This window comes from Leptolyngbya sp. NIES-2104 (assembly GCF_001485215.1).
Classification (GTDB): Bacteria; Cyanobacteriota; Cyanobacteriia; order Leptolyngbyales; family Leptolyngbyaceae; genus Leptolyngbya.
This window is the reverse complement of record NZ_BBWW01000001.1, coordinates 3,915,273-3,940,646: the sequence shown is the minus strand read 5'-3', so window position 1 is coordinate 3,940,646 and position 25,374 is coordinate 3,915,273. Positions and strand designations below refer to the sequence as shown.

Here is a 25,374-nt window from a genome sequence, read left to right as displayed (position 1 = left end):
TCTTGAGGATAGTTTTTTATGAGTCATGAATTGAGAGTCCAAGCCATTTCACAAGTGACCGATCGGACTCCGTTACCGTCGAAGGTTCCGCCGCGCTTAGAAGCAATCTGGGCAACCGATGTGTTTAGTTTGAGCAAGATGCAGGCTTGTTTGCCGAAAGATGTGTTCAAATCGGTGCAAAACACGATCAAAACAGGTGGAAAGCTCGATGTGTCCGTTGCTGGAATTGTCGCCGCTGCAATGAAGGATTGGGCAATCTCGAAAGGCGCACTGTACTATGCTCACGTATTCTATCCTTTGACGAATGCAACCGCTGAAAAGCACGATGGTTTCATCTCGGTTCAAAGTGATGGTTCTGTGATTTCTGAGTTCACCGGAAAAGTTCTAGTCCAAGGTGAACCCGATGGATCATCATTTCCGAATGGTGGACTTAGAGCGACGAATGCGGCTCGTGGTTACACCGCGTGGGATGTGACGAGTCCAGCGTACGTGATGGAAACCGATAACGGTGTGACGCTGTGCATTCCGACTGTGTTTGTGTCATGGACGGGCGAAGCACTTGATAAGAAAACGCCATTATTGCGATCGATTTCGGCAATGAACAAAGCCGCAACTCGCGCTCTTAAACTGCTGGGCTATACCGACATTGCGCCCGTTAACTCAAGCTGTGGAGCCGAACAAGAGTATTTCTTAGTGGATGCTCACTTTGCCCACAATCGCCCAGATTTACTGTTAACAGGTCGCACCTTGTTTGGTAAGTCTCCCGCAAAAGGTCAGCAATTCGATGATCACTATTTTGGAGCGATTCCAGAGCGCGTCCAAGTCTTTATGCAGGACGTAGAAGAAAAGCTTTATCGGCTTGGTATTCCAGCAAAAACGAGACATAACGAAGTCGCACCCGGACAGTTTGAAATTGCTCCATTCTTTGAAGCCGCGAACGTTGCAAGTGATCACCAACAGTTGATCATGACCATTCTGAAAACAACTGCGAAAAAACATGGTTTTATGTGCTTGCTGCATGAGAAACCGTTTGCCGGGGTGAATGGTTCTGGAAAGCACGTCAACTGGTCGGTTGGTAATCCGACCCAAGGGAATTTACTTGATCCCGGTGATACCCCGCACAAGAACCTACAGTTTCTACTGTTCTGTGGTGCTGTGATTCGGGGTGTGCACAGCTACGGATCACTGTTACGCGCAGTGGTTGCAACCGCAAGCAATGATCACCGTTTAGGTGCAAATGAAGCGCCGCCTGCAATCATTTCGGTTTACCTCGGAACTCAGCTAGAAGAAGTGTTCGATCAAATTGCAAAAGGTGAAGTGAAGGATTCTACCCATAGCGGATTCATGGATCTTGGTGTCGATACACTGCCTGTGTTTGTGAAAGATCCGGGCGATCGCAATCGGACTTCTCCGTTTGCTTTTACCGGAAACCGCTTCGAGTTCCGCGCTGTCGGTTCTGGACAATCGGTTTCAGGTCCACTCGTTGCAATGAACACCATTTTGGCTGATTCGCTGACCTGGGTGAGCGACAAGCTCGAAGCTGAACTATCGAAAGGAACTGAATTGAGCGCGGCTGTGTTTACTGTCCTCAAGGAAGTGATGGACAATCACAGTGCCGTGATCTTTGGAGGGGATGGATACTCTGAAGAATGGCATAAGATGGCAGTCGAAGAGCGCGGTTTACCGAATCTGCGGACAACTGCGGATGCACTTCCTGTGTTGAAAAAGCCAGAGATCGAAGAACTGTTCTATCGACTCGGTGTTCTGACTCCAGTTGAACTCGAAAGCCGCTTCGATGTCTATGCAGAACAGTACATTAACTCGATCGCGGTTGAGGCGAAACTGGTGATCAGCATGGCGAAGACGATCATCTATCCAGCAGCGGTGCGGTATCTGTCCGATTTGGGAAGTGCGATCGCGAATTTGAGCAACATCGGACTATCGCTCGACAAAGAAACCGCTGAAAAAGTCGCAACTCTGACGCAATCGATGACCGATAACGTGAGTAAACTCAGTGCAGCTTTAAGCAAGCATGACTTTGAGACTCCTGAAGATCATATGCAGTACTGTGCTCAAACGCTTCGTCCTTTGATGGATAAAGTGCGCGAGTATGCTGATGCTCTCGAAGGTGAGATTGCAGACGATTTGTGGCCCCTGCCAACTTATCAAGAAATGCTGTTTGTGAAATAATTCCAAGCCATCGTATGAACGCCCCTACCGCACACACACAAGTCGTGTTTTGCTTCGTTTCAGTCGGCTAATGCCTCTAAATCCCCCATTCTGGGGGACTGTGCGCCGTGGTACGCAGTGATTGAATCGCCAACTCAGTTGGCTGGAGTTCAAGGCAATTGACTCCAAGGCGAATAATTAACCTTAACTCGAAAGAGAAGGGGGACAAGAGCCTGTTTGTGAAGTGGGATGTGACAGAAAACGTGTGTGGTACAGTCCCGCAACGCCTGAGCAATATGGCTAAAAGCTAAACTGCCTGAATCCTATGCCCGGTGGTGGTGCGTCACATGCACGTCTATACACCGATGCTATTGACTCAAACGTACGACAAAACGAGGAGTGATTTTGTGAAGATTTCTAAGAGATTGGCGCTATCGCGCCGTTGCTAACCATCTCCACCGCATTGTGGATGGGGTATTCCGCAAAATGGATAAAAAAATCTGGGATCAGCTTGCATCTAGTTCCATCGCGGGCGGATAATCGTGTTAACGACTACTTTTCACGAGCTTGTCCGTATTGATGAGCGATCGAGCATAACGATTCAGCAAAAACCCAGGAGTATGGTTCAATGGGCGGTGTCTTTAACTTAATTAAAAACCTCTTTAGCGGCATTCTCTCCTTCATCGGAGGAATCTTCGGCGGCAAAAAATCGGGTTACTTTATGGAACTCGATGAAGCGCAAGTCGCAAAACTTGACTCCGTGAAAGCGAAAGCAAGTGAAGCGAAAGAAGCCGTGGTCGAAAATGCTAAATCTGCGGTTGCGACTGTCGAAGCGGCGGCAAAATCAACGGCTGACTCTGTTGCTGAAACCGTGAAAGAAGCGACTGCGACCACACAAGAAGCCGCGAAACCTGCGGCAAAATCGGTCAAAGCAAAAGCAAAGAAAGCTGAACCTGTAACGGCTGAGAAAGCCGAAACCAATGGTTCATCGAATGGAGCAAAACCACCCGTTCCAGCCGAAACGCTGAACCTTCCCGAACCGACGGTCAGCTTCGCGTCTGAATACCTAGCGCCGAAACCAACCAATACCCGTCGTCGCCCCGGTGCGAATATGGGTTCATTCCTTGACATGGCAAAAACCGTCAAGACTCCGAACAACTAAGTTTCACTGAACAGCATTAGCAAAAAACCGCTCGATCGATTGTCGATCGAGCGGTTTTCTTTTTGTCTAAATTTAATTAGTAAGCGCCCCGACGCTCGTCAGTTTTTTGCAGATACCAAAGCGCATGAATCACACCCGGAACCCAACCGATCAAAGTCAGCAAAATACTTACAAATAATGCAGAACTAACTCCCGAAGTCATAAAGACTGCAACAGGCGGCAGCACGATCGCAAATACTAAACGTAAAAAGTTCATAGGATTTCTCTATCAATTGTTTTAACGGTTCATCATTATTCTCTTGAAATTCAACGCGATCGCCGTCTTTCCAAAGGTAGGATCTGAACACCCCTCAAAAGTCGAATTCTCATGCCTGAAGTGACGATCGATCCCGCTTGGTTAGCCGAACATTTAGACGCTCCAGAAATCGCGATCGCGGATTGTTGTTTCGCGCTGATGCAACCGGAACTGGGACGGCAACAATACGAAGCCGGACATATTCCAGGTGCCTACTATTTTGATTTGAATCAAGATCTTTCCAGCCCTGTTCAAAAACACGGCGGACGGCATCCGCTTCCTGATCCCGATCGACTTTCTGCCAAACTTTCCAGGATGGGGATCACGTCTTCAACTTTAGTAATCGCCTACGATGATTCGCAGTTTGGATTTGCGGCGCGATTTTGGTGGCTGTTACGGTATTTGGGACACGATCGCGTTTTTGTTCTCAATGGTGGCTTCACGAATTGGAAAAACTTAGGCTATCCGGTTACGACGATCGAGCCTCCAGCCAAATCTGGAAATTTCACGCCTCAAGTTCGTACAGATTGGATTGTCGATATTGAAGCTGTAAAAGCTAAAAAAGATTTGCCGAATGTTGCCTTAATTGATTCGCGTGAAGCCGAACGGTATCGCGGAGAGCGGGAGCCAATTGATCCGATCGCAGGTCACATTCCGGGAGCCGTGAATTATCCTTGGCAAGCTGTGACGGACGATCGCGGTTTTCTCGAATCCCAAGACTGGTCAGATCTTGAATCAAAAGAAGAAATTTTAGTTTATTGTGGCTCTGGGGTTACGGCTTGCGTGAATTTGTTGTCACTGGCAGATGCGGGAATCGATCGAGCCAAACTCTACCCTGGAAGCTGGAGTGATTGGTGTTCCTATCAGGTCTGATAGAATTCGGCTACGATCGCTCTCTAATTTTGTGCAGTCGGAACCAATCGCTTTCTCAACGCTTCCGCTCGTCGTTTTGCAGTCTGATTCGTAGGTTCAAGCTTCAGCGCTTCATCGTACATTTCCAAGGCTTGAGCCGCTAACTGTTTGCGTTCGTAAGCATGACCCAAATTATTCAACGCAGTTACATACTCAGGCAGCAACTTGAGCGCTTCTTTATACTGCCGAATCGCCAAATCGTACTGTTCCTGAGCAAAGTAAGCAAATCCCATCGCGTTATAAACAGCCGCGAGATCCTGACCTTCGAGCGTTTCGAGCTTGATCGCTTTTTGAAACTGATTGATTGCCTGAGAAAATAATCGTTTATCGAGCAGAATACTACCGAGTTCGTAATATTCTTCTGCGGTGCCCTTCTCTTTGTTGAGTTTGCTTTGCAGACGCGACAGAGCGCTTTCGACCTTGCGCGTTTTCAAAACTTGTCGAGCGACGAAGAAAGCAGCACTACTAAGCAAGACAAGCAAAAGAGAAATGTAGAGAACGGGAGAGGCTACGCTGTCCATAAGAGTTTGTCGATCGCGAATTTTAAGTCCATTCCCCAGCGTATCTCAAGGAAGTCCCCAATAGGTAGCCCGTTGTTCGAGCCATCCTTCTGATTCCCACCGCAGCAAGAGTCGATCGACTGCCCGTCGCAGTTCATCCGATTCAAGTCCTTTCGGAAAAACGATCGCTAACGGTTCCGCTGCAATCCGAAACGGCAAAATTCGATACTCCGGAAATTCTTGCACCCAACCCGCTAAAACGCTCACGTCAGCCGCAAATCCAACGGCTTGACCGGACTCGATTAATTGCTTTCCAGCTTGATACGAATCTACACCGACCAGCTTAATTTGAGGAAATTGAAATCGCAGAGCCGCGATCGTACTGGAATTATTCAAAACCGCGATCGTCTGATTGTTCAAATCTCGCTGAGTCTGAATCGCTGAACTCTTAGTCACGATCCCCGTTCCATCGAAATAATACGGTTCACTAAATGCCACGATTCGAGCGCGAGAAGAATTCACCGTCACACGAGCGATCGCGAAATCGACTTCTTCATCCGTGACAACCGAAAGACGATCGCGATTCGTCACAGGTCGAAACTCGATCGGAATCGATCGCCCAAATAATTCTTGTGCCAATCGTTGAGCGATTTCAATTTCAAAGCCTTGTAGTTTGCCTTGAGCATCTCGAAATCCTAGCGGTCGAACATTGTCTTTCACCGCGACGATTAGCTTATTTCGTTGTGCGATCGTTCTTAAATCTGCCGCAAACAAAGAAGGGGACACAATCAATTGCATCCCCATCAGTATCAAAAGTGCGACGAATCGCCGTTTCATCTAAGCCTGAACTGCTTTTTCAACAACTTTCGCAAATCCAGCCGGATCAAGCACTGCCAATTGAGCCAGCATCTTCCGGTTGATCAAAATATCCGCCTTCTTCAGCTTCCCGATCAGTTGGCTGTAGCTGATTCCTTGTTGACGGGCAGCCGCATTAATCCGGGTAATCCACAGACGGCGGAAATCCCGTTTCTTTTTACGACGATCGCGATACGCATTCCGCAGCGCTTTCATCACCTGCTGATTCGCTGTCCGGAACAACCGGGAATGAGAGCCACGAAAGCCCTTTGCGAGTTTCAAAATCTTCTTGCGGCGTTTCCGAGCCACATTGCCGCGCTTCACCCGTGCCATGTTTCAATTATCCTTGACTAAATTGTATGTAAAGCGTGTCTGATCTTAGAGATAAGGCATCATCAACCGAACATTCGCTTCGTCCCGTTCGTTCACGAGATCTCCGCCCGCAATTCGACGGCGGCGGCTCATACTCTTGTGAAACAGCAAGTGATTTCCGTGAGTGCGACGGCGTTGGATCTTGCCACCACCAGTTGCTTTAAAACGCTTTTGTGCAGATTTACGGGTTTTCAGCTTCGGCATGGGTTTGCTCTAATTCGACACAGTTTTCAATCTTACTATGACTTGTAGATTTCGGGCAAGTTCTCTCGCTATTCAATCCGAAACATTAATTAACCTAATCAGAAATTCAACAGCCATAAGTTCATCTCTATCCACACACGCGAGAAATTCCGAAGTCATTGCTATTCCGTTTCGATGCCCTAAAAGCTTAGCGTTGAAGAGAATGAACTGCGCTTGCCAAATCATTCGTTTTGGGCACGGTTAATTGTTCGGAATTCTTTTGCGTGGTGAGGTAATGACTGTGAATCGATTTAAATTCAATGGACAGTTCGGATTGATTAGCCTGCTTGCAGGTTCTTTGAGCTTGATTGCAACAAGTGCGATCGCTTCAGAACCCGCCCAAACGAACCCCCCAGTAGCTGGCACAACGGCTCAACCCAGTCCCACAATGAGCCAAATTCCGTCTGTGGCTCAATTCAGCAGCGGTACGACGAATTCAATGGGACAAGTCACTTCAGTGTCCCAGCTTTCTGATGTTCGTCCCACCGATTGGGCTTTCCAGGCGCTTCAATCTCTCGTTGAACGCTACGGCTGTATCGCGGGTTATCCCGATCGCACTTACCGGGGAAATCGTGCGCTCACTCGCTTTGAATTTGCAGCAGGTCTGAATGCGTGTCTCGATCGCGTCAACGAACTGATCGCCGCATCGACTGCTGACCTGGTGAAGAAAGAAGACCTGGCGACGCTGCAAAAACTGCAAGAACAGTTCGCAGCAGAATTGGCAACAATTCGCGGACGTGTGGATGCACTCGAAGCGAGAACTACCACCTTAGAAAAACAACAATTTTCAACCACGACGAAACTTCAAGGAGAAGCGATCTTCAGTGTTGCAGGTGCATACGGTGGCTCTCCTGCTGGATCAGATGCAAATACTGTTTTTAACAACCGCGTTCGATTAAACTTCAATACCAGTTTCAGCGGCAGAGATTTGCTGATCACCGGAATTCAATCTCAAAATTTTGGAGCAAGCGGTTTAGTTGGAAGTGGTTCCAGCCTTGCTCAAACTTTAGGACTGGCTGATCCCGTATTCGGTTCTTCCAGCAATCTTCGACTCGCTTACGAGCCGCAGTTTCCAACCGTTGATCCTTCGACCCTGACTGCGAAAGGTGCAGGAAACAGCGCGACAATCTACAAATTGTTGTACATTTTCCCCGTTGCCGATCGCTTCACTACTTTCGCGGGAACCAACGCAGAAGTCTCTGATGCGTTTCCCTCGATTTTGCCTTGGGCAAGTGAAGGGCAAGGAGCGCTGTCTCGATTTGCCTCGCTACCTGCGGCTCAACGGGTTTCGGGTGGAACCTCGCAGACTGGACTCGCAGCCGCAGCGGGTGTGATCTTCAATCTTTCAGATGCGATCGACATTCGCGCCCTCTACGGTTCCGTCAACGCAAACCTTCCTGGAAACCGAGGTCTTGCAGGTGGAACGCCTCTCGGTGCCGGGATCGGTGGCGGTAGCTATGTCGCAGCGGCACAAGTCACGATCAAGCCTTCTCCCGCGTTTAATATCGGTCTGAACTACGCCAACAGCTATCACCAAATCAATATTTTAGGAGCGGGCTTGAGCAGTTCAGATATTGGCGCGATCGCCTTGACGGGTGTTCCGTTCGCGACCGCTCTAGATGAAGGAATTCGGCTGAACACGCTCGGTGCATCGGCTTCCTTCCGACTGTCACCGAACATCACGCTGGCTGGCTCTTATTCGTACATCTTCTCGAATTTAGTTGATGTCGATGCCCGCACCAACTTCGATTCCTGGTTAGTTGGGCTTTATGTCACCGATTTATTCAAGAAAGGCAACGCAGCAGGGGTCATCTTCGGTCAGCCGCTCAAACGGGTGAGCACAGGCGGAATCGCCTTCAACCCTGAAGACAGAACGCCGTACCAAATTGAAGGGTTCTTCAACTTCCGCGTGAACGACAATCTGAGCATCACACCCGGTGTGTTCGCAATCTTCAATCCAGAAGGACTGAGCGCGAATGATACCGCGATCGTGCCCGTGATTCGTTCGACCTTCACCTTCTAGATTTCAGGGTAGCTCGTGGAAAAAACGAGCCACTCTGAAATTTTTCGCTAAACTTGGGGAAGGAAGAACAGCAATCTCTGTTTGACCGAACTCCATGAAATCAGTCGTTTCATGAGAAGTGGGCAGATTGTCCCACTTTTTTTATTTGGAGAAGTGTTCGATGGCGCATCCTTTGATTCCTCAAATTTTAGAAGTGGCGGCTCCGGTGGCGGAGTCGATCGATCTAGAAGTCGTTCATGCCGTGTTGCAAACGAACCAGAGTCCGCCCGTGCTGCGGATCGATGTGCGAAATAAGCAAGAGGATACCGGACTCGATGATTGTGAACGAATGAGCCGCGCCCTAGAGCCACTCTTAGATGAACTGCTCCCGGATCAGTACGTCCTAGAAGTTTCTAGTCCTGGTATTTCCAAACACTTGACTAGCGATCGAGAATTCATCTCGTTCCGGGGATTTCCGGCAATGGTCACGACTTCTGAGCCGTTCCAAGGTCACATTTACTGGGAAGGAAAGCTGATTCGACGAGACGAAGAAAACGTCTACATCAGCAAAAAAGGACGCACGATCGCAATTCCACGATCGCTGATCACCAGCGTTCAACTGACCGAAAGCGAAGACTGATTTTCTCAACAACTCAATACTTACGGAGATTTTCCCTATGTCAATGGTCGCCCTGCCCGGACTCAAAGACATGATCGACGGCATCAGCCGCGAACGCAATTTACCCAAGCACGCCGTCCAAGCCGCACTCAAAGAAGCCTTGATGAAAGGCTACGAGCGGTTCCGCCGGACGCAAAAAATTGACGGTGACGGCTTCGACGAAGAATATTTTGACAATTTTGAAGTTGAACTCGATGCCGAGGAAGAAGGCTTCCGAGTATTGGCAACTAAAACGATCGTCGAAGAAGTCAGCAACGCCGATCACCAGATTTCTCTAACCGAGGTTCAAGAAGTCGCCGCTGAAGCACAAACAGGCGATACGGTCGTTCTAGATGTGACTCCAGAGCAAGGCGATTTCGGTCGGATGGCAGCGATCCAAACCAAACAAGTCTTAGCGCAAAAACTCCGGGATCAACAGCGCAAACTGATTCAAGAAGAATTCCAAGACCTTGAGGGCACAATCCTACAGGCAAGAGTCCTAAGATTCGAGCGTCAATCCGTGATTATGGCGGTCGTGAGCGGATTTGGACAGCCTGAAGTCGAAGCCGAATTGCTCAAACGCGATCAACTCCCGAACGACAACTACCGTGCAAACGCCACCTTCCGCGTTTATCTCAAGAAAGTTAGCGAAGGATCGCATCGTGGACCCCAATTGCTCGTATCGAGAGCCGATGCAGGTCTAGTCGTTTATCTCTTTGAGAACGAAGTCCCTGAAATTCAAGACGATGTAGTGCGAATTGTCGCGGTTGCGCGTGAAGCGAATCCGCCTTCTCGCCACGTTGGACCTCGAACCAAAATTGCAGTAGACACGCTAGAGCGTGATGTTGATCCCGTTGGAGCGTGTATCGGTGCGCGAGGGTCTCGAATTCAAGCCGTCGTGAACGAACTGCGCGGAGAAAAAATCGATGTGATTCGCTGGTCGCCTGATCCGTCAACCTATATCGCGAATGCGCTCAGTCCTGCGCGGGTGGACGAAGTGCGCCTCGTTGATCCCGAAGGTCGTCAGGCTCACGTTCTCGTAGGTGAAGATCAACTCAGTTTAGCGATCGGTAAAGAAGGTCAAAACGTCCGCCTCGCGGCTCGTCTTACCGGATGGAAAATCGACATCAAAGACAGCCGTAAATACGATGCGGACGCGGAAAATCAGAAGATTGCAGAAGTGATCGAAGCCCGCCGCCAGTCTCAACCTGCGATCGATGAATACGAAGACGAAGATTACGAGGACGAAGAACCTATAACCGCTCCGGAGCCGGAACTCGAAGAACAGGAAGTGTAAAACTCGATCGACCTGCAATTTCTTTAGGTTGCCCTCATCTCCTCTTCTTCCTGGGAAGAAGAGGAATTGAATTTTTGCTCCGTCTTCCTTCCTGGGATGTGTTTAGAGTCTTTTTACTGCGTTGTTGACCCGAATTCCATTCCGGGGCGGGAGTAAACGAAGCGAAAGATTTCAAAACACATCCAAGCGAAGCGATAAAAGGCAATCCCTAAATTTCCTCCACCAAGCACCATGCCCTCAAACCTTCGTCGCTGTCTCACCTGTCGCAAAATCGCACCCAAGACCGAATTTCTCCGAGTCGTGCGCCTTTACCCCTCTCATGAAATCTCGATCGATCACGGCATGGGTCGTTCTGCTTACCTCTGCCCAAATTCTAATTGCATCCAAGCCGCTCAGAAAAAAGACCGCCTCAGTCGTGTTCTCAAAGCGCCCGTTCCGCCACAGATTTATCAAACTTTGAAACAAAAACAGGCAGAAACTTCTTCACTCACCTAAGCTATACTAGATCTAGTGTCAATCTAGTCGAGCGTCTCTCAGTTAAATGCAACGCTCACGATCCAGTCTACTCCCCCCGTACTGTCGTAGGAGAATCCTATTCCATTGCTCTGAGATGTTATCTGTATCCTCTCTTCAGTTCTATTGCTCCAGAGCACCTCAGGCATGACATCGAGGGAGAGTAACGCATCAGTCACTATTTCACACTGAAACCGCGAACCCTTCGCGGTACTGCATTACGAGCAAATTCGTCGATCCACGCATCGACGATTCCGTTTCTAAGCTACCATTCAACCAAGGGGGTAACATCTTCTTCAAGATTACCAAGGCAGAAACTCTGCTATAACCCGATCTAACCTGTCGTTTTAGTACAAAACAGAAGGTCACTATGTAACACATCGAAGTCGCACGAGGAAAGAGTGGATGAATAACGGCAAAGTCAGAATTTACGAGCTATCCAAAGAATTGAACCTAGACAATCGAGACATTCTCGCCATCTGTGAACAACTAAATATCGCGGTCAAGAGCCACAGCAGCACCATCACGGAAACCGAAGCGGAACAAATCCGCGCCGCCGCTGAAAAATACGCTGCCAGCCAATCTAGTCGCAGTGCCTCTGCCCGTCCCAATGCCCCCCAATCTGTTGAATCAAGAAAGAAAACGCCCTTGAATATCCAGAAGAAACAGCAAATCTTAGAAATTCGCCGTCCGATTACACGATCGACTGCCGAAAAGGAATCTTCCGAACTTCGCACTCCTCCTCAGCCGCCTCAGTCTCCTCAGACTGCAACTCCAGCGGCGAAATCTCTGGAGCCGCCGCGTCCAACGCGCCCGACTCCAGAGCGGTCAACTCCGGCTGTCCCTGAATCGATTTCAGCTCCCGAACCCGCTCCAGTCGCGCAGCCCGTCGAACCGGAAGCACTTCCAAAAGCTGCGAAAACGGGTGCGCCGTCGAAACCTGAGACAACACTGCAAACGCCTGCCGCTCGTCCAGCGTCGCCTGCTCGCCCTGTTTCAACCGTGAGCAAGCCCGTCCTGAAGCGGGACAAACCTGCGACTCCAGAGCAGTCCGACAATCAGCAACCCTCGCGTGATGCCAGAGGCGACAAACCGCAGCGTCCTTCAATCAATAAGCGTCCGGGTGCGCCGTCGAAACCTGGAGAAGCCGCCCCCAGGTCGCAGCAAATCGTAGAACTTCGGCGACCAAAGCCCGTCCAGTCAGAAGACGGCGCGACAGAGGATGGCACGACTCCAGTATTGCGATCGCGCCCAGTCAAGCCGACTGCTCCCGATGCGATCGCGTCTCCAGATTTGACGCTGAACAAGCCCACTCCACCCAAGCGCCGCACAAAGGTCTGGGAAGACGAGGAAGAAGACACTCAAGAGATTCCTGAAAAAGCAGCAAAACTCGGCAAAGGAAAACGCCGAGGACAGCCCAAGATTCAGGATGACGAAGACGAGGATCTCGATCTGCTCAACGAAGACGAAGAGGGAGCGGTCAGTTCTGCTCAGGTCAGTTTGTCATTGGCTCGTCCTGCAAAACCGAAGGGATTACCAGGACAGCAGCAACTGCGACCTGTAGCAACTGCGGCACCGACGCAGCGTAGACGGAATAACTTCCGCGATCGCCGCGATCGCCGCAACGAATCCGACAAACCTGAGCGTCCAGAAATCATCACGCTCACCGGTGGACTCACCGTTCAAGAGCTATCGAATCTACTCGCCGTTTCTCCGACTGAAATCATCACCAAGCTCTTTATGAAGGGCATTGCCGCCACGATCACGCAAATGTTAGATGCGGGAACGGCGACGATGGTGGCTGAAGAGTACGGTATTCTCGTCGAAGTCGGTGAGAAAGCAGCCGCTGCGAGAAAAGTCACAGAAATGATCGATGCGGGTGACTTAGATTATCTGCACCGTCGTCCTCCAGTTGTGACAATCATGGGTCACGTTGACCACGGTAAAACAACGCTGCTCGACTCAATTCGGAAGACGAAAGTGGCAGCCGGAGAAGCGGGTGGAATCACTCAGCACATCGGGGCTTACCACGTCGATGTGGAACACAATGGCGAAATGCAGCAAGTCGTGTTCCTCGATACGCCGGGTCACGAAGCGTTCACAGCAATGAGAGCGCGTGGGGCACGGGTAACAGATGTTGCGATTCTAGTGGTCGCTGCGGATGATGGAGTCCGACCTCAGACGGCTGAAGCGATTAGCCACGCAAAAGCGGCAGAGGTGCCGATTATTGTGGCAATCAACAAGGTTGACAAAGAATCTGCACAGCCCGATCGCGTTAAACAAGAGTTGACCGAGTACAATCTTGTGCCGGAAGAATGGGGTGGCGACACAATCATGGTTCCAGTGAGTGCGTTGACGGGTGAAAATCTCGATACGCTGCTGGAAATGATTCTGCTGGTATCGGAAGTGGAAGACCTTTCTGCGAACCCCGATCGACCCGCAAGAGGAACCGTTATCGAGGCACATTTGGATAAAGCGAAGGGTCCGGTTGCGACCTTGCTGATTCAAAATGGAACGCTCCGGGTGGGAGATGTTCTAGTTGCCGGATCAGCGCTTGGTAAAGTGCGGGCAATGGTCAACGATCGAGGACAGCGTGTCCAGGTTGCAGGTCCATCGTTTGCGGTGGAGGTTCTCGGTTTGGCGGATGTTCCGGCAGCGGGAGACGAGTTCCAGGTCTACACCGAAGAGAAAGAAGCGCGTGCTGTGGCTTCAGATCGGGCAGATGAGCAGCGGACTTCTCGACTGTTGGCAGCAATGTCATCGCGTCGAGTGAGTTTGAATACGCTCTCTGCCAAGGCGCAAGAAGGCGAACTCAAGGAATTGAATTTGGTGCTGAAAGCGGATGTACAGGGTTCGATCGAGGCAATTTTAGGCGCATTAAGCCAGTTACCGCAGAACGAAGTCCAAGTACGTGTCTTGTTCTCGGCTCCGGGTGAAATTTCCGAAACAGATGTCGACCTTGCGGCGGCGAGTGATGCCGTAATTATCGGATTCAACACTACGTTGGCTCCGGGTGCGCGTCAAGCTGCCGATCGAGCAGGTGTAGATGTGCGCGATTACAACATCATCTACAATCTCTTGGATGATGTCCAAGGCGCGATGGAAGGTCTCTTGGAACCGGAACTGGTCGAGGAAGGACTCGGACAGGCAGAAGTTCGTGCGGTGTTCCCTGTGGGACGTGGAGCGGTCGCAGGCTGTTATGTGCAGTCCGGTAAGCTTGTACGGAACTGCAAAGTGCGGGTTCATCGCGGCGGTAAGCTGATGCACTCTGGCAACTTAGATTCGCTGAAGCGGATGAGAGAAGATGCGCGTGAAGTGAATTTCGGTTACGAGTGCGGTATCGGCTTGGATGACTTCAAGGATTGGGCTGAAGGCGATATCGTCGAGGCTTACAAGATGGTCACGAAGCGCAGAACGCTTGCCCGATAAATTCATGTTTGATTCGCTCCCGAACAGTGGTTCGGGAGTTTTTTATTGCAGTGCAAAAGAGAGGGGAGCGATCGACAATTGTCGATCGCTCCCCTCTCTTTCCATTGGTTCAATTATGGTGTGCTCGGAGCGGAATTGCGTGGGGGTTCCGCAGGCTGAGGAGCTGGGGGCTGCTCAACCGGAGGTGTCGGTAAAGAAATTGGGGGTTGAATGGGTGGGTCTATCGGTTGAACGGGTGCAGGCTGTACGGGAGGTGCTGGTGTTGGCTCGATGGGGGCAGTTGGTGTTGGTGGAACGGGAGTGATCGGCGGTTGTGGTGATGGGAGTTGCACAGGTGGAGTCGAGTTATCGATCGGTGGAGTGACGGGTGTAGGTGGAGCGGGTTCTGGTGGAGCAGGCTGCACAGGAGGTGCAGGAACAGGTTGACTGGGTTCAACACGAGGGGGAGTGACCGGAGTGGGTTGCTCTTGCACTGCGCCACGTGTCGGGTTGAGTTCTAGAATCTGCCTTACTGGAGGAGTGGGGGTAGGCTGCCCGGAGTTCTGGACTGGCTCTGGAGCTGGAGTGGCATTGCTCGGCGGAGTTGTCAGCACAGGGGAGGGTGCGGGCGAAGTCGTCGGAGTGGGAGAAGTCGGAGTGGGCGTAGGAGATGTTACGGGAGAAGCATTGGGGCTGGGGGTTGGGGTAACAGCGGGATTAACAGGGGTGTTAGTTGTGGGATTTGGGTTGAGCGAGGGCGTGACGATCGGGTTTGGAGTCGGAGTAGAGCTGCCAGAAGTTGGAGCTACGACACTGCCCGTGGGAGTTGTAGGCGTGACAGGTGTGGAACCATTGGGAGTTGTATTGCTAGGGGAAGGGGTAGAACCGGAATTGATAGGGGTTGAAGTTCCTGGGGTTGTTGAACTTCCAGTAGCAGGTGTGGTTCCGGAACTCGTTGGGGTTGTACCGGGCGTGGTCGAGCCGGATGAAGGGGTTGAATTCGTGGTTCCACTGGAGCCATTGGGAGTGGTGGAAGGGGGTGTACCCGTTGTGGAGTTTCCAGGGGTGGTTGTGCTTCCAGTAGAGGTCGTAGGCGGGGTGGTTCCAGTGCTGCCTGTGGGCGGTGCGGAAGTGTTGGGCGTAGTGGTATTGCTGGGCGGGGTGGTTCCAGTTGTCGTCGTTCCAGTACTGCCTGTAGAAGTATTGGAAGTAGTGGGCGTTTGAGTACCGCTAGTGGTGTCAGTTTTCGTTGCACCCTGTACATCAGTGCGCGGAACGACTTGTCTAGTCCCGGTTGTCGAAGATCCGGTTGAAGATCCGCCTGTTGTTGAGCCACCATTTGTGGACGTAGAAGGGGTTGTGCTTCCTCCAGTGGTACCGCCTGTAGTCGTTCCTGTTCCGGTGTCTGGCTTGGTTTCGGTTGTGGTCGTTTCGGTAGGTGTCGTTTTGGTCGCCTCGGTCGATGTTGTTGTGCCTGTGGTTGGAGGAGTTGCTGGGGTCTGTGCAGGCGTAGCAACAGGAGTTTCCGCAGGCTGGGAAAGTTGCACCATTCTAGGATTTTCGATCACCGGTCCGCTGAGTGGTTTTTGCTCCTGTAATGCCTGAGAAGTTTCGGCTTGTACAGCAGCGATTCCAGGCTCTGGGCTGGGTTGTGCTTCTCGACGCTGCAAATCTAACCCGCGCACGATATCGCTGGTTTCATAAAAGCGGTGCATGTCAAAATTGAACAATCGGATGCCCAACGGATCGACGATCGCCATTTGTCCGGCTTCTAAGGGCAATTTTCGTCCGGTGGTATTGTCGATGATTTCCATCGGTCCGTTTGGGTTATTCGTCAGGGCACCGACGACGGTCGTTTCGGTTTGCTCGTCGTAGCGGACGAATAGCGCTGATCCCCGGACTCCGGCGGACGCATTCGGTGTATCGATCGTGGTTCTGCCTTGTCCCGGTTTGATCAGCAGCAGCACCGTCCCATTGTTCAAGCGAAAATTTCGCGTTCCTGGGATGAGGCGAAACACTGCCATTTCGCCGACTCGTGCCCAAGAGCCGTCGTTGAACCGTAAGCCGACCCGTGAAGCTCTTGCGGTGTGAATTGCATCCTCTGGACGCATCATCTCAGAGAGAATAGCGGGTCGAGCGATTTGCCCGTTCGGGACGAATTCAACTTTTCTCACAATCTCCCGGATTTCGGCGGAAGTGATGGGAGTTAGGGCATGAGCAGCACCAGCGGTCAGGGCGGCACTCATTCCTAGCGCCAGTGACGGGATTGCGAGGAACCAATTGCGGGACATAGACGCTCCAAGAACAAAAGGACAGATAGCGCAGCGGCGCGATCAGAGGCGGGTCAGCCTAGAACAAGTTAAACCCAGTTCTACTCGTATGAGATGATTAGGTGAAATTACAGAATTTAGTCTTCACAAATACTTTACACTCCCATGGAAAAACACAAGGAATTTCCCTTCAAGCTTTAAAGAGACTTCACATAAATCTCCGTGAAGATACTAGCATCGATCGTATATGCAACAGTTGTTAAAGATGTCCGGAATCTATCTGTCAAGGTGCTGAAATTAGTTGAAAGTATGGATGCTGAGTGGTGAGCGGGACGATTGTGAAACGATTGACTTTGAGACGATTTAGTGTTGTGACCTCCCTGATTACGACTCCAGCACGTTTTCATCAGACGAAACTACCGTGGAAATTACAGTGCCACTTGTTCAGTCAAGTTGGGTTCTGGGTAATCCTTAGTTTTACGAATAAAGGCTTGTGTACCTTTATACAGGCTGGAAATTCTGCTTCAGGAAATCAGCCGTCTGAAGTTCGATCGATAGAACCGCGATCGCAGACTAAAGAATCTTCAGAAAAGTTCCTGATCCCGCAGGCAAATCCTTCAAATTTTTCTCGTCAAGCAAAAGATTTAGTTTCAGAAGAGAGTCAGCTTGTCGTTGAGTCAGTTTCAGTGCGATCGTCGTTGCCAGAAAACCTTGAATCACTCACAACCACTCAAAAGCAGCTACCGAGATCAGTAGAGTCACCAGTTTTACCTTCAAGCCAGTGCTGGCGATCGCTTCCGACAGATTGCACGTACAGTACGGGTAACGTCCAGGTGACTGAGGAAACCGAATTGCCGCCGGAATCGAGATCCGATGCTGAGTTAGGTGATTTGCGCTTAAGCCCAGTTCCCGATTCAGAACTGGGAATTTTGCAGCTTCAACCGCTAGAAACCGATCCGCCCGTCGGGAGCGCTGATCCTGAATTGGGAACGTTACGAATTCAGGAGCGTACGACTCCACAACCGCCGATCGCGCTTCCCACTAGCCCGCGTCAACCGACTGCGTATTTACTAGCACGAGCGGATTATTTCAGGTCGTCAAATGTCTTCTCTGATATTGATCCGGTGGATGATGGCTTATTTAGAACGGGATTGACGTTTTTCTACGCACCGCCGATTGGTTCTCGAACCTTTCTGATTACGTCGATCGATGCCAATTTGATTCGCTATACCCGACTTGGACAATACCAAGATGTCAATGGCACGAATCGATCGCTCAACTATGACGAATTGCGATTCCGAGCAGGCGTATTTCATCGCATCACGCGCCGTTTATCTGCGGAACTAGGCTGGAGTAATCAAAAACTGTTTACGTCCGCTCGTGGATTACAACAGGTTTTTGGCGGTCGAGAATTCTTTGGTGATAATTCGATCCGATTTGAATTGAGCCGACAAGATGCGCTATCGCCCAAACTTTCCTTGAACACGTACTATCAGTTTCGTTGGAGTTTGGCAAATCCTAACGATCGCAGTCGAATCCTCAACACATTTATTGCAACCCTCGGCTACAACTTTTCTCAAAAGCTGCAAACCGCGATCGATTACCAATTCTCATGGTCACATTTCACTCAACAGGCGCGGGATGACCTTTATCATCAATTGATCGGTCGTGTGACTTACAATTTCACACCACGCACCCAAGCGAATCTTTTTGCTGGATATAGCTTCGGACATTCGAGTGACAGTCGCATTGATTTTAATAGCTTTATCTTTGGGGCAGGCTTGGTGTTTAGCGTGCCGCTGTTCTAAGTTTTTAATTTCTTAGCATCGGGAGACGCTTCAGAAGCAGCTTGCCGAAATCCCAGAACAATCAAAATATTTGACAGGGTGAGAAACGATTCTGCACTGCCATGCAGCCAATCGACATCTGCCAATTGTTTGCCATAGTGAACTTGGGCATAGATTCCCGCTGGAATCGTGACCGCAACAAAAACGAGCGTCATATAAAAGCCGATGAGCGCGAGACGAGGCGTTTTTTGCGATCGCGTTAAAAACCACAAAAATCCCAAGTACGGAAACAGCGACATCGCAAACAGAGTTTCTTTAGAGATCATGATTCCGCTTTTTGTGTAGAACGCCAAATCCACCAGCCCGCCGCACAGCAGGTACAGTTATTTACCACAGTCATCGCGGCTTGAAGCGTCACGAGCCATTCGAGTGCAGGCGGATTATCAAAGAAGTGCCACGTGCAAGCGCACATTGCACTGACGAGCGCGGGCAGCATTCCAAAGGAGAGCGATCGCCAAACTCGATCGCCGCTAATTTCTGCATATCGCCAGATTAGCCAAATTGCCGCAATCCATTCGATCACGCTGGAAATATGGATAATCCAAGTCGGAATTGAGAGAGCCGTCATAGTTGTGTGAGAGACACTCGTTCAATTCTAGAAGGTCTGAGCATCACTTATTGAGGAATTTGAGAGTTTTAGCTAGGAGAAAAATCTGAAATTAACTTGATGGTTACGTTTTGCGCGATCGCGGCTCTAACCTGTCGTTCATCTACTGAAATCAGCGGTATGTCTAGCTGCTGGGCAAGTGTGATATAAAGTGAATCGTAAATCGCTAACTGGTGGGTCAAACCAATTTGTAATGCGTCCGGCAGAAGTGAAGCAACAGACTCTATCTGGAATGGCAATCGCTGTAATTCTCTAACAATTTGCGTCGCGATCGTGACTGCTAAATTGTCAAAGCGAACCGCTTTCCAAAGAACATTCGTACATTCCAATAAGCAGAATTCAGGTATGTGTAATTGGCTTCCCTGATACATCTGCGAAATTAGATTTCTCGATTCTGGTGTGTACTGTTGAGTAATTGCATACTGAATCACAACACTTGCATCAACTACATAATCAGCCATTAAGCGTTTCGATCCTCTTGAATCATCTCTAATGTTGTTCGTGCTCCGGGTGGGGGTGTCCAACGAATTCGATCCATTGAGGCTAAAACTTCTTCAAGGGTACGATCGTCTTCTGGTGAGTCATGTAGCTTCTCATCCACAATTTGCGTGACGAATCTTCTAAGCTCACCGATTGTCATATCGGCAACTCGTTCTGTGCTCATGATGAAAGATCCAAACGGTGATTTCTTACTTTAGTGTACTATCGAGGTTCTGAAGATGACTAAGACCGAGATTGCTTTTACTCGATCGGGAACCCAGGAACGAGTTGAGCAATTTCTTCTATTCGCTGCATCGCTTCTTTGAGCACGACGACTTTTTGATAGTGCAATATAAATTTTAGTTATGAATCAGTTTTTATAGAGGGTTGATACCAAACTTCTAGGGAAAGACCGCACATAGATTGAAGACGTTGGAAGTCGCTATCTGAAGAAACTATCGTCAGGTTGTGTTGAAGCGCGACCGCAGCAATCCATACATCGTTATCATCAAAACCAATATCTGTGATTTTGGTTCTTCGCCTTTGCCTCTTTTCTTTAGAAGCAAACTGGTTTATGAGATCAGCCTTCAATCGCCCGTAGATCTTAGAGGTTGCCCCGTCTATGTTAAATACCCTGATCGTTTCTAGAAACGCATCAACGCAACCCAAGTTATATTCTCTACGCTCTGAGTTTTCAGCCATGTAAATTAATTCTCCCTGTGTAATCACAGAAGTCATAATCTGCACAAACCCCAACTCATCTAATCGTTGAATAACGCTAGGCTCTCTTCTAAGGATAAAGCTACAGTGGTTAGTATCTAATAGATACATGTTCTAAAACGGTTCGTGCTTGAAAAAATCTACCTGACTGCGAGTATCTTTTACCATTTGCAAACACTCTTCAAAGTCATCACCTTCCCAAGTGCCAATGTCGCTCAGGTTGTCTAAAACATATTTGGCTGATGAGAAGGGGGCTTTAGATGCGATCAGTTTTTCTGTCCGAGTGACCTGACGAGTTTTGATAAAAAGTAAAAAATCTAAAACTTCCCTCAGAAGCTCATCTGAAATTTCTTCAGTTTCCTGAATCAACTGCTCTCGAACTGATTGCTCGGTTGAGAGGGGCTGTGTGCCAGGTTCCTGGGTTTGCATCGGTTGGGACTCCATCTAGGTAGTAGATTTGGGGTATCTCACTATGATAGCGATCGAAAATAAGGCTGATTCAAGTGGGAATCGAGAGAGCCGCCATAGTACAGTTAATGACACCTGTTTAATTCTAGAGGTTCGCAGTAGCGCTTATGCGGGCAGTTCTGTGTGGATACTATGGTATGGGAAATGGAGGCGATGAGGCGTTATTGGCTTCACTGCTGCAAATGTTGCCGGATGATGTTGAACCGATCGTATTATCTGGCGATCCAGCCCAAACCCGCGATCGCTATCAAGTTGAAGTGTGCGATCGTAAATCTCTGCCTGCGGTGCTGAATGCGATCCGGACTTCAGATGCCTTTATCTGGGGTGGCGGAAGTTTGATGCAGGATTCCACGAGCGCGATGAATCCGGTCTATTACGGTGGGTTAATGCGATTAGCTCAGATTATGGGGTTGAAAACGATCGCTTGGGCACAAGGCATTGGACCGCTAAAACGATCGTGGGTGACGAGCTTGACGCGATCGACCTTTAAGCACTGTACTCAAGTCAGTGTTCGCGATCGTGCTTCGGCTGCCTTGCTGCACGATTGGCAAATTCCATTCACCCTCGCGCCTGATCCGGTTTGGGCAATGGAATCGAGTCCGGTTGAAGGATTATGGAATTTACCGGCTCCGAGAGTTGCGGTAAATCTGCGATCGCATCGTCATTTAACTCCAGAACGCTTAGATATTTTTACTCGTGCGTTAGTCGATTTCCAGAGAGCGACTCAGACCTGCATCTTATTACTGCCGTTTCAAGCGAGTCAGGATTTTGCGATCGCTCAATCGCTCCATGAACAGTTACCCGAAACCAGTCATATTTTGCAAATCAAACAACCGCAGGAATTGAAAGGGGTGTTTCGGGGTGTGGAAATGACGATCGCGATGAGACTCCACGGATTGATCATGGCAGCCTCAGAAGGATGTCGCTGTTTTGGATTGAGCTATGACCCGAAAGTGACTCAACTCATGAGCGAATTAGACATGGCGGGATGCGCGATCGCTGATTTGCCTACTCATGCAAACGAGTTGAGTCGAATGTGGATCGAGTTGTATGCGAACGGAGATGCGCTTTCTGATGATCAGATTCATTCATTAATCGATCGCGCCCTGTTTCATCAAATGGTTCTAGAACAGGTGTTAGAACGCACTCACGGTTAGGCTTCCCGGTTTTGATAAATCACCGTGAAGTTTCACACCTCGATCGTTTGCCGCTAAGTGCCGCACAATTTTGTAAATCGATTCCACTTCATCGGGTTTTCCAACATTGATCGCCAATGTTTGCAGTGGAATCGGCGTTTTTTCCTGCTGCAACGCTTCCATCACTTTACGCTGAATCTCTAGAACAACTGCCGCCGCTTTTTTCCCTGCTTCGACACCCGGCTGGTGGTAAGCGTTGACATTAACTAAGAAGCCGTAGAAGCCGACGGCTCGATCGTATAACGCAATCAAAGCACCGACATGACGCGGAGTGACTTCGGGAATCGTGACCGTGATCGAATCGCGATCGTTCTCGTACAATGCTTTTCGAGTTCCCTGAAGTAATCCAGAGAGATAATCACCGGAAGTGACACCCGATTCAACTTCGATCGAGGACTGCGATCGATCTTTTAACACCTCGATAAAGGTCATAAAGAAATTTGGCACTCCTTCACGCAACTGCTGCACGTAAGCGTGTTGATCAGTACTGCCTTTGTTTCCGTACACTGCAATCCCCTGATGCACGATGTTGCCATCGAGATCTTTTTCTTTGCCGAGCGATTCCATGACCAACTGTTGCAGATACCGACTGAACAGCAGCAAACTATCTTTGTACGGCAGTACTACCATATCTTTTTTGCCTTTGCCGTCTCCAGCAAAGTACCAACTCAGCGCAAGTAACGCCGCTGGATTCGTTCTCAGGTTCGGTACACGAGTGGCAATGTCCATTTCTCGCGCCCCCTCTAGCATTTCTTGAATCGCAATTCCTTGAAGTGCCGCAGGAACGAGACCCACGGCTGAAAGTTCCGAAGTCCGACCCCCCACCCAATCGTGCATCGGGAAGGTTGCCAACCAGCCTTCTGACTTTGCAAGTTGGTCGAGATTGCTTTCTCTTCCGGTAATCGCGATCGCATTTTTACTAAAATCCAACCCTCGCTGCTTGAATGCAGCCTGAACTTCGAGCATTCCATTTCGCGGCTCTGGCGTACTCCCCGATTTGGAAATCACAATCACGAGCGTTGTGCGTAATCGATCGCCCAATTCCTCGATTCTGCGATCGATTCCCGCTGGATCAGTGTTATCGATGAAGTGAATCGCTAAAGGCGACTCTGCACCCAGCGCTTCAGCCACAAATTGAGGACCTAAAGCCGATCCCCCAATGCCGATCGATAAAATGTCGGTAAATTTTTCGGCGTTCGGCGGATGAATCTGACCGGAATGCACATTACCCGCAAACGATTCAATCGCCTCGATCGTGTCGATAATATCTTTTTTCAAATCCTCATTTGGCGCAAGACCGGGATCTCTTAGCCAATAGTGACCGACCATCCGATCTTCATCGGGATTCGCGATCGCGCCTGCTTCGAGGTCTTTCATCTGGACAAAGGCTTGCTCGAATTTAGGCAACATCGATTCGACAAAGCGATCGTCAAACCGCATTCGACTGACATCAAGATACAGCGATAAGCCGTCGTGATAATACAGCCAGTCTTGATAGCGTTGCCAAAGTGCTGAAGCAGTCATACCGTCGTCCCTCTAAGTGTAGCTCTGTTGCTAGTTTATAAGCCGTGGGGGAGTCAGGAATAGAGAGACGGGAAGATTTAAGAAAGTGAATTCGATTACGATAAAAGAATAGCGATCTCATAAAGCCATGCTGAAAGAAAAAGTCAAACAAGAAATCGACAAGCTGAACGAAGACCAGTTGAGACGAGTTGAGATCTTCATTGCTTCGATTAAGCTTGAGACTGAAAAATCATCGGTTCCACTCTGGAAGAGAACAACACCCGCAGAACGAGCGAGAGATCTAGAAGAGTGGGCTTCGCAATTTCCAAAAACAGGTGGAGGTCTACCCGATGAAGCCTGCGATCGAGAAAACATTTACTACGGCGACGACGGCGACGAATGACGCGATATCTATTGGATACGAACGTTATTCTGCGATTTGCAAATACTTTAGATGTGAATCATTCTCTAGTCACAAGTGCGATTCGCAAGCTGTTAGACCAAAACAATGAGTGTGTCATTACTTCTCAAGTCATCATTGAATTTTGGGTGGTTGCAACTCGTCCTACAAATGTGAATGGTTTCGGGTGGAGCGTAGAGCAAGTGAAAGCTTCTGTCGATAGATTGCTCGATCGCTTTCCACTACTTGAAGACTGTCCAGAAATTTTTCCGATTTGGCTAGAGCTAGTTTCAATCAGTAGCCTCAAGGGAAAGAGAATACACGATATTCGCTTGGTTGCTGTGATGCTGGCGTATGGCGTTAATCATTTGCTCACGTTGAATCCGAGTGATTTCGCTGTCACGTCTTTCATTACGGTTGTTCATCCCCAAATGGTGCAGTAAGAAGGGAATATAACCGTAACCAAAGCAGGGATGGCGATCGCTTACGATAGACGAGTAGTGTTATTGGAGGCAGGCGAGTGACTTGGCAGGAACTTCAGAATCAGGCATTGCAATTGCCGATTCGCGATCGCTGGCGGTTGGTGCAGTCATTATTAAGCTCAATTCAACAAGAAACGCTGGTGTCTAGCGATTCAACTCCAAGTACGAATTCTTTTACCAGTCTTGATCCCTGGACTCAAAGCCTAATCGGAGTGATTCAATTAGACGAAGAAGAGCCTATATGATAGAAGAAAGAACTCATTGCAATTATGCTGCGAGATAAAGTAAAGCAAGAAATTGATCGATTGAATGAAGACCAACTCAAGCAAGTTGAAGGTTTCATTGCTTCGATTAAGCATCAGGCTGAGAAACCGCAAGCGTTGCTGCAATCTTGGAATGCTGTGACTCCAGAAGAATGGGTGAAAAGCTTCCAAGAATGGACTGCACACCTTCCTAAAACTGGCGTGAGTCTACCGGATGAGGCTTTCGATCGAGAAAGTATTTACGGCGATCGGGGAAGTATCAGCGATCAATGACCCGATACCTATTAGATACAAACATCGTTTTACGATTTTCCAATCCGATTGATGCTCAGCACTCCCTCACCATTAATGCAATATCCCGCTTGGGATTGCAGGGAAATCAATGTGTTCTGACTCCACAAGTTCTTATTGAGTTTTGGGTGGTTGCAACTCGTCCAACCAGTGTGAACGGATTAGGTTGGAGTGTTGATCAAACACAAAATAGAATTAATGAGTTGATGACTGGATTTGCCTTACTTGAAGAGCGACCAGAAATTTTTCCGCTCTGGTTTCGGTTAATCACAGAAAACAACATTCAAGGCAAGAGAGCACATGATATTCGCCTGGTCGCTGTGATGCTGGCGCATGGGATCGATCATCTACTCACCTTGAATCCAAATGATTTTACAGTGACCGCTCCGATTATGGTTGTGCATCCTCAAACTGTGCAATAAAAAAGCCAGAATTCGCAGGGGAACTCTGGCGCTGTGGAT

The 25,374-nt window shown here is 49.3% G+C and carries 28 protein-coding genes; 15 read left to right on the top strand and 13 right to left on the bottom strand.

The genetic code is table 11. The features are described 5' to 3' along the window. The first annotated feature begins 18 nt into the window (after positions 1 to 18). Together NIES2104_RS18695 and NIES2104_RS18690 are read left to right on the top strand one after the other, a co-directional pair. Positions 19 to 2,190 (top strand): glutamine synthetase III, encoded by a 2,172-nt coding sequence (locus tag NIES2104_RS18695; RefSeq protein ID WP_058999782.1) that lies wholly within the window; start codon positions 19 to 21, stop codon positions 2,188 to 2,190. A gap of 607 nt (positions 2,191 to 2,797) precedes the next feature. Then, positions 2,798 to 3,331, top strand: a complete 534-nt coding sequence (locus tag NIES2104_RS18690; protein WP_058999781.1) for a hypothetical protein — start codon at positions 2,798 to 2,800, stop codon at positions 3,329 to 3,331. Positions 3,332 to 3,407: 76 nt separating this feature from the next. Here the strand turns inward: NIES2104_RS18690 and NIES2104_RS18685 are convergent, their stop codons facing one another. Then, entirely contained in the window at positions 3,408 to 3,587 is a 180-nt protein-coding gene (locus tag NIES2104_RS18685; protein WP_058999780.1) for a YqaE/Pmp3 family membrane protein, read from the bottom strand. Positions 3,588 to 3,698: 111 nt separating this feature from the next. Between NIES2104_RS18685 and NIES2104_RS18680 the strand changes: the two genes are divergently transcribed. Then, positions 3,699 to 4,499, top strand: a complete 801-nt coding sequence (locus tag NIES2104_RS18680) for a sulfurtransferase (RefSeq protein WP_058999779.1) — start codon at positions 3,699 to 3,701, stop codon at positions 4,497 to 4,499. A 23-nt stretch (positions 4,500 to 4,522) separates the two neighbouring features. Here NIES2104_RS18680 and NIES2104_RS18675 read toward each other — a convergent pair whose 3' ends face one another. From NIES2104_RS18675 to rpmI, 4 genes are read right to left on the bottom strand one after another with little or no spacing between them, the layout of a single operon-like run. After that, positions 4,523 to 5,059, bottom strand: a complete 537-nt coding sequence (locus NIES2104_RS18675; protein WP_058999778.1) for a tetratricopeptide repeat protein — start codon at positions 5,057 to 5,059, stop codon at positions 4,523 to 4,525. A 45-nt stretch (positions 5,060 to 5,104) separates the two neighbouring features. Continuing rightward, positions 5,105 to 5,824 carry a transporter substrate-binding domain-containing protein gene (locus tag NIES2104_RS18670; protein ID WP_263970988.1) on the bottom strand — a complete coding sequence of 240 codons (720 nt, stop codon included), beginning with the start codon at positions 5,822 to 5,824 and terminating at the stop codon, positions 5,105 to 5,107. Between the two features lie 51 nt (positions 5,825 to 5,875). Further along, a complete protein-coding gene (rplT, locus tag NIES2104_RS18665) occupies positions 5,876 to 6,226 on the bottom strand; it encodes a 50S ribosomal protein L20 (RefSeq protein WP_058999777.1) in 351 nt (116 codons plus the stop codon). Between the two features lie 45 nt (positions 6,227 to 6,271). Beyond that, positions 6,272 to 6,469 carry a 50S ribosomal protein L35 gene (gene rpmI / locus NIES2104_RS18660; RefSeq protein ID WP_058999776.1) on the bottom strand — a complete coding sequence of 66 codons (198 nt, stop codon included), beginning with the start codon at positions 6,467 to 6,469 and terminating at the stop codon, positions 6,272 to 6,274. Between the two features lie 274 nt (positions 6,470 to 6,743). On the opposite strand from rpmI, the gene NIES2104_RS18655 reads away from it, so the two are divergent. The 5 genes from NIES2104_RS18655 to infB all read left to right on the top strand — a co-directional run bounded on the left by NIES2104_RS18655 (position 6,744) and on the right by infB (position 14,407). Next, on the top strand, positions 6,744 to 8,531 hold the full coding sequence (locus NIES2104_RS18655; RefSeq protein WP_058999775.1) for an iron uptake porin: 1,788 nt from the start codon (positions 6,744 to 6,746) through the stop codon (positions 8,529 to 8,531). A gap of 160 nt (positions 8,532 to 8,691) precedes the next feature. After that, entirely contained in the window at positions 8,692 to 9,150 is a 459-nt protein-coding gene (gene rimP, locus NIES2104_RS18650; protein ID WP_058999774.1) for a ribosome maturation factor RimP, read from the top strand. A 37-nt stretch (positions 9,151 to 9,187) separates the two neighbouring features. Then, on the top strand, positions 9,188 to 10,465 hold the full coding sequence (gene nusA, locus NIES2104_RS18645) for a transcription termination factor NusA (RefSeq protein ID WP_058999773.1): 1,278 nt from the start codon (positions 9,188 to 9,190) through the stop codon (positions 10,463 to 10,465). Positions 10,466 to 10,696: 231 nt separating this feature from the next. After that, a complete protein-coding gene (locus tag NIES2104_RS18640) occupies positions 10,697 to 10,960 on the top strand; it encodes a YlxR family protein (RefSeq protein ID WP_058999772.1) in 264 nt (87 codons plus the stop codon). Between the two features lie 423 nt (positions 10,961 to 11,383). Next, positions 11,384 to 14,407: a translation initiation factor IF-2 gene (infB, locus tag NIES2104_RS18635; RefSeq protein ID WP_058999771.1), complete on the top strand. Its 3,024-nt coding sequence runs from the start codon at positions 11,384 to 11,386 to the stop codon at positions 14,405 to 14,407. Between the two features lie 113 nt (positions 14,408 to 14,520). Here the strand turns inward: infB and NIES2104_RS33500 are convergent, their stop codons facing one another. After that, positions 14,521 to 16,677, bottom strand: coding sequence for a FecR family protein (locus tag NIES2104_RS33500; RefSeq protein WP_058999770.1), 2,157 nt, complete (start codon positions 16,675 to 16,677; stop codon positions 14,521 to 14,523). Positions 16,678 to 16,979: 302 nt separating this feature from the next. Here NIES2104_RS33500 and NIES2104_RS18625 point away from each other — a divergent pair, with 302 nt between their 5' ends. Further along, entirely contained in the window at positions 16,980 to 18,464 is a 1,485-nt protein-coding gene (locus tag NIES2104_RS18625; RefSeq protein WP_156426992.1) for a hypothetical protein, read from the top strand. Here NIES2104_RS18625 and NIES2104_RS18620 read toward each other — a convergent pair. From NIES2104_RS18620 to NIES2104_RS18595, 6 genes are all read right to left on the bottom strand, one after another. Then, positions 18,461 to 18,769 (bottom strand): DUF3593 domain-containing protein, encoded by a 309-nt coding sequence (locus NIES2104_RS18620; RefSeq protein ID WP_192843607.1) that lies wholly within the window; start codon positions 18,767 to 18,769, stop codon positions 18,461 to 18,463. The two genes, NIES2104_RS18625 and NIES2104_RS18620, sit on opposite strands and share 4 nt — an antisense overlap. Next, positions 18,766 to 19,071 (bottom strand): DUF2499 domain-containing protein, encoded by a 306-nt coding sequence (locus tag NIES2104_RS18615; protein ID WP_058999768.1) that lies wholly within the window; start codon positions 19,069 to 19,071, stop codon positions 18,766 to 18,768. Before NIES2104_RS18615 ends, NIES2104_RS18620 begins: the two co-directional genes overlap by 4 nt. Positions 19,072 to 19,139: 68 nt before the next feature. Beyond that, entirely contained in the window at positions 19,140 to 19,571 is a 432-nt protein-coding gene (locus tag NIES2104_RS18610; RefSeq protein WP_058999767.1) for a type II toxin-antitoxin system VapC family toxin, read from the bottom strand. Then, positions 19,571 to 19,774 carry a hypothetical protein gene (locus tag NIES2104_RS18605; protein WP_225895262.1) on the bottom strand — a complete coding sequence of 68 codons (204 nt, stop codon included), beginning with the start codon at positions 19,772 to 19,774 and terminating at the stop codon, positions 19,571 to 19,573. Before NIES2104_RS18605 ends, NIES2104_RS18610 begins: the two co-directional genes overlap by 1 nt. A gap of 179 nt (positions 19,775 to 19,953) precedes the next feature. Next, complete coding sequence (locus NIES2104_RS18600; protein ID WP_058999766.1) at positions 19,954 to 20,421, bottom strand: type II toxin-antitoxin system VapC family toxin; 468 nt, start codon at positions 20,419 to 20,421, stop codon at positions 19,954 to 19,956. 3 nt (positions 20,422 to 20,424) lie between these two features. After that, positions 20,425 to 20,739, bottom strand: a complete 315-nt coding sequence (locus NIES2104_RS18595) for a hypothetical protein (RefSeq protein ID WP_058999765.1) — start codon at positions 20,737 to 20,739, stop codon at positions 20,425 to 20,427. A gap of 146 nt (positions 20,740 to 20,885) precedes the next feature. Between NIES2104_RS18595 and csaB the strand changes: the two genes are divergently transcribed. Continuing rightward, positions 20,886 to 21,935 (top strand): polysaccharide pyruvyl transferase CsaB, encoded by a 1,050-nt coding sequence (gene csaB, locus NIES2104_RS18590; protein ID WP_058999764.1) that lies wholly within the window; start codon positions 20,886 to 20,888, stop codon positions 21,933 to 21,935. On the opposite strand, the gene NIES2104_RS18585 is transcribed toward csaB, so the two are convergent. Beyond that, positions 21,915 to 23,498, bottom strand: coding sequence for a glucose-6-phosphate isomerase (locus NIES2104_RS18585; RefSeq protein WP_058999763.1), 1,584 nt, complete (start codon positions 23,496 to 23,498; stop codon positions 21,915 to 21,917). The two genes, csaB and NIES2104_RS18585, sit on opposite strands and share 21 nt — an antisense overlap. A gap of 127 nt (positions 23,499 to 23,625) precedes the next feature. On the opposite strand from NIES2104_RS18585, the gene NIES2104_RS18580 reads away from it, so the two are divergent. The 5 genes from NIES2104_RS18580 to NIES2104_RS18560 all read left to right on the top strand — a co-directional run bounded on the left by NIES2104_RS18580 (position 23,626) and on the right by NIES2104_RS18560 (position 25,335). Further along, entirely contained in the window at positions 23,626 to 23,880 is a 255-nt protein-coding gene (locus NIES2104_RS18580; protein WP_058999762.1) for a hypothetical protein, read from the top strand. Further along, entirely contained in the window at positions 23,877 to 24,320 is a 444-nt protein-coding gene (locus NIES2104_RS18575; RefSeq protein WP_058999761.1) for a type II toxin-antitoxin system VapC family toxin, read from the top strand. The genes NIES2104_RS18580 and NIES2104_RS18575 overlap by 4 nt, the downstream gene beginning before the upstream one ends. A 77-nt stretch (positions 24,321 to 24,397) precedes the next feature. Further along, a complete protein-coding gene (locus NIES2104_RS18570) occupies positions 24,398 to 24,604 on the top strand; it encodes a hypothetical protein (RefSeq protein WP_058999760.1) in 207 nt (68 codons plus the stop codon). A gap of 24 nt (positions 24,605 to 24,628) precedes the next feature. Then, a complete protein-coding gene (locus tag NIES2104_RS18565; RefSeq protein ID WP_058999759.1) occupies positions 24,629 to 24,895 on the top strand; it encodes a hypothetical protein in 267 nt (88 codons plus the stop codon). Then, on the top strand, positions 24,892 to 25,335 hold the full coding sequence (locus tag NIES2104_RS18560) for a type II toxin-antitoxin system VapC family toxin (protein WP_058999758.1): 444 nt from the start codon (positions 24,892 to 24,894) through the stop codon (positions 25,333 to 25,335). The genes NIES2104_RS18565 and NIES2104_RS18560 overlap by 4 nt, the downstream gene beginning before the upstream one ends. Positions 25,336 to 25,374: the final 39 nt, after the last annotated feature.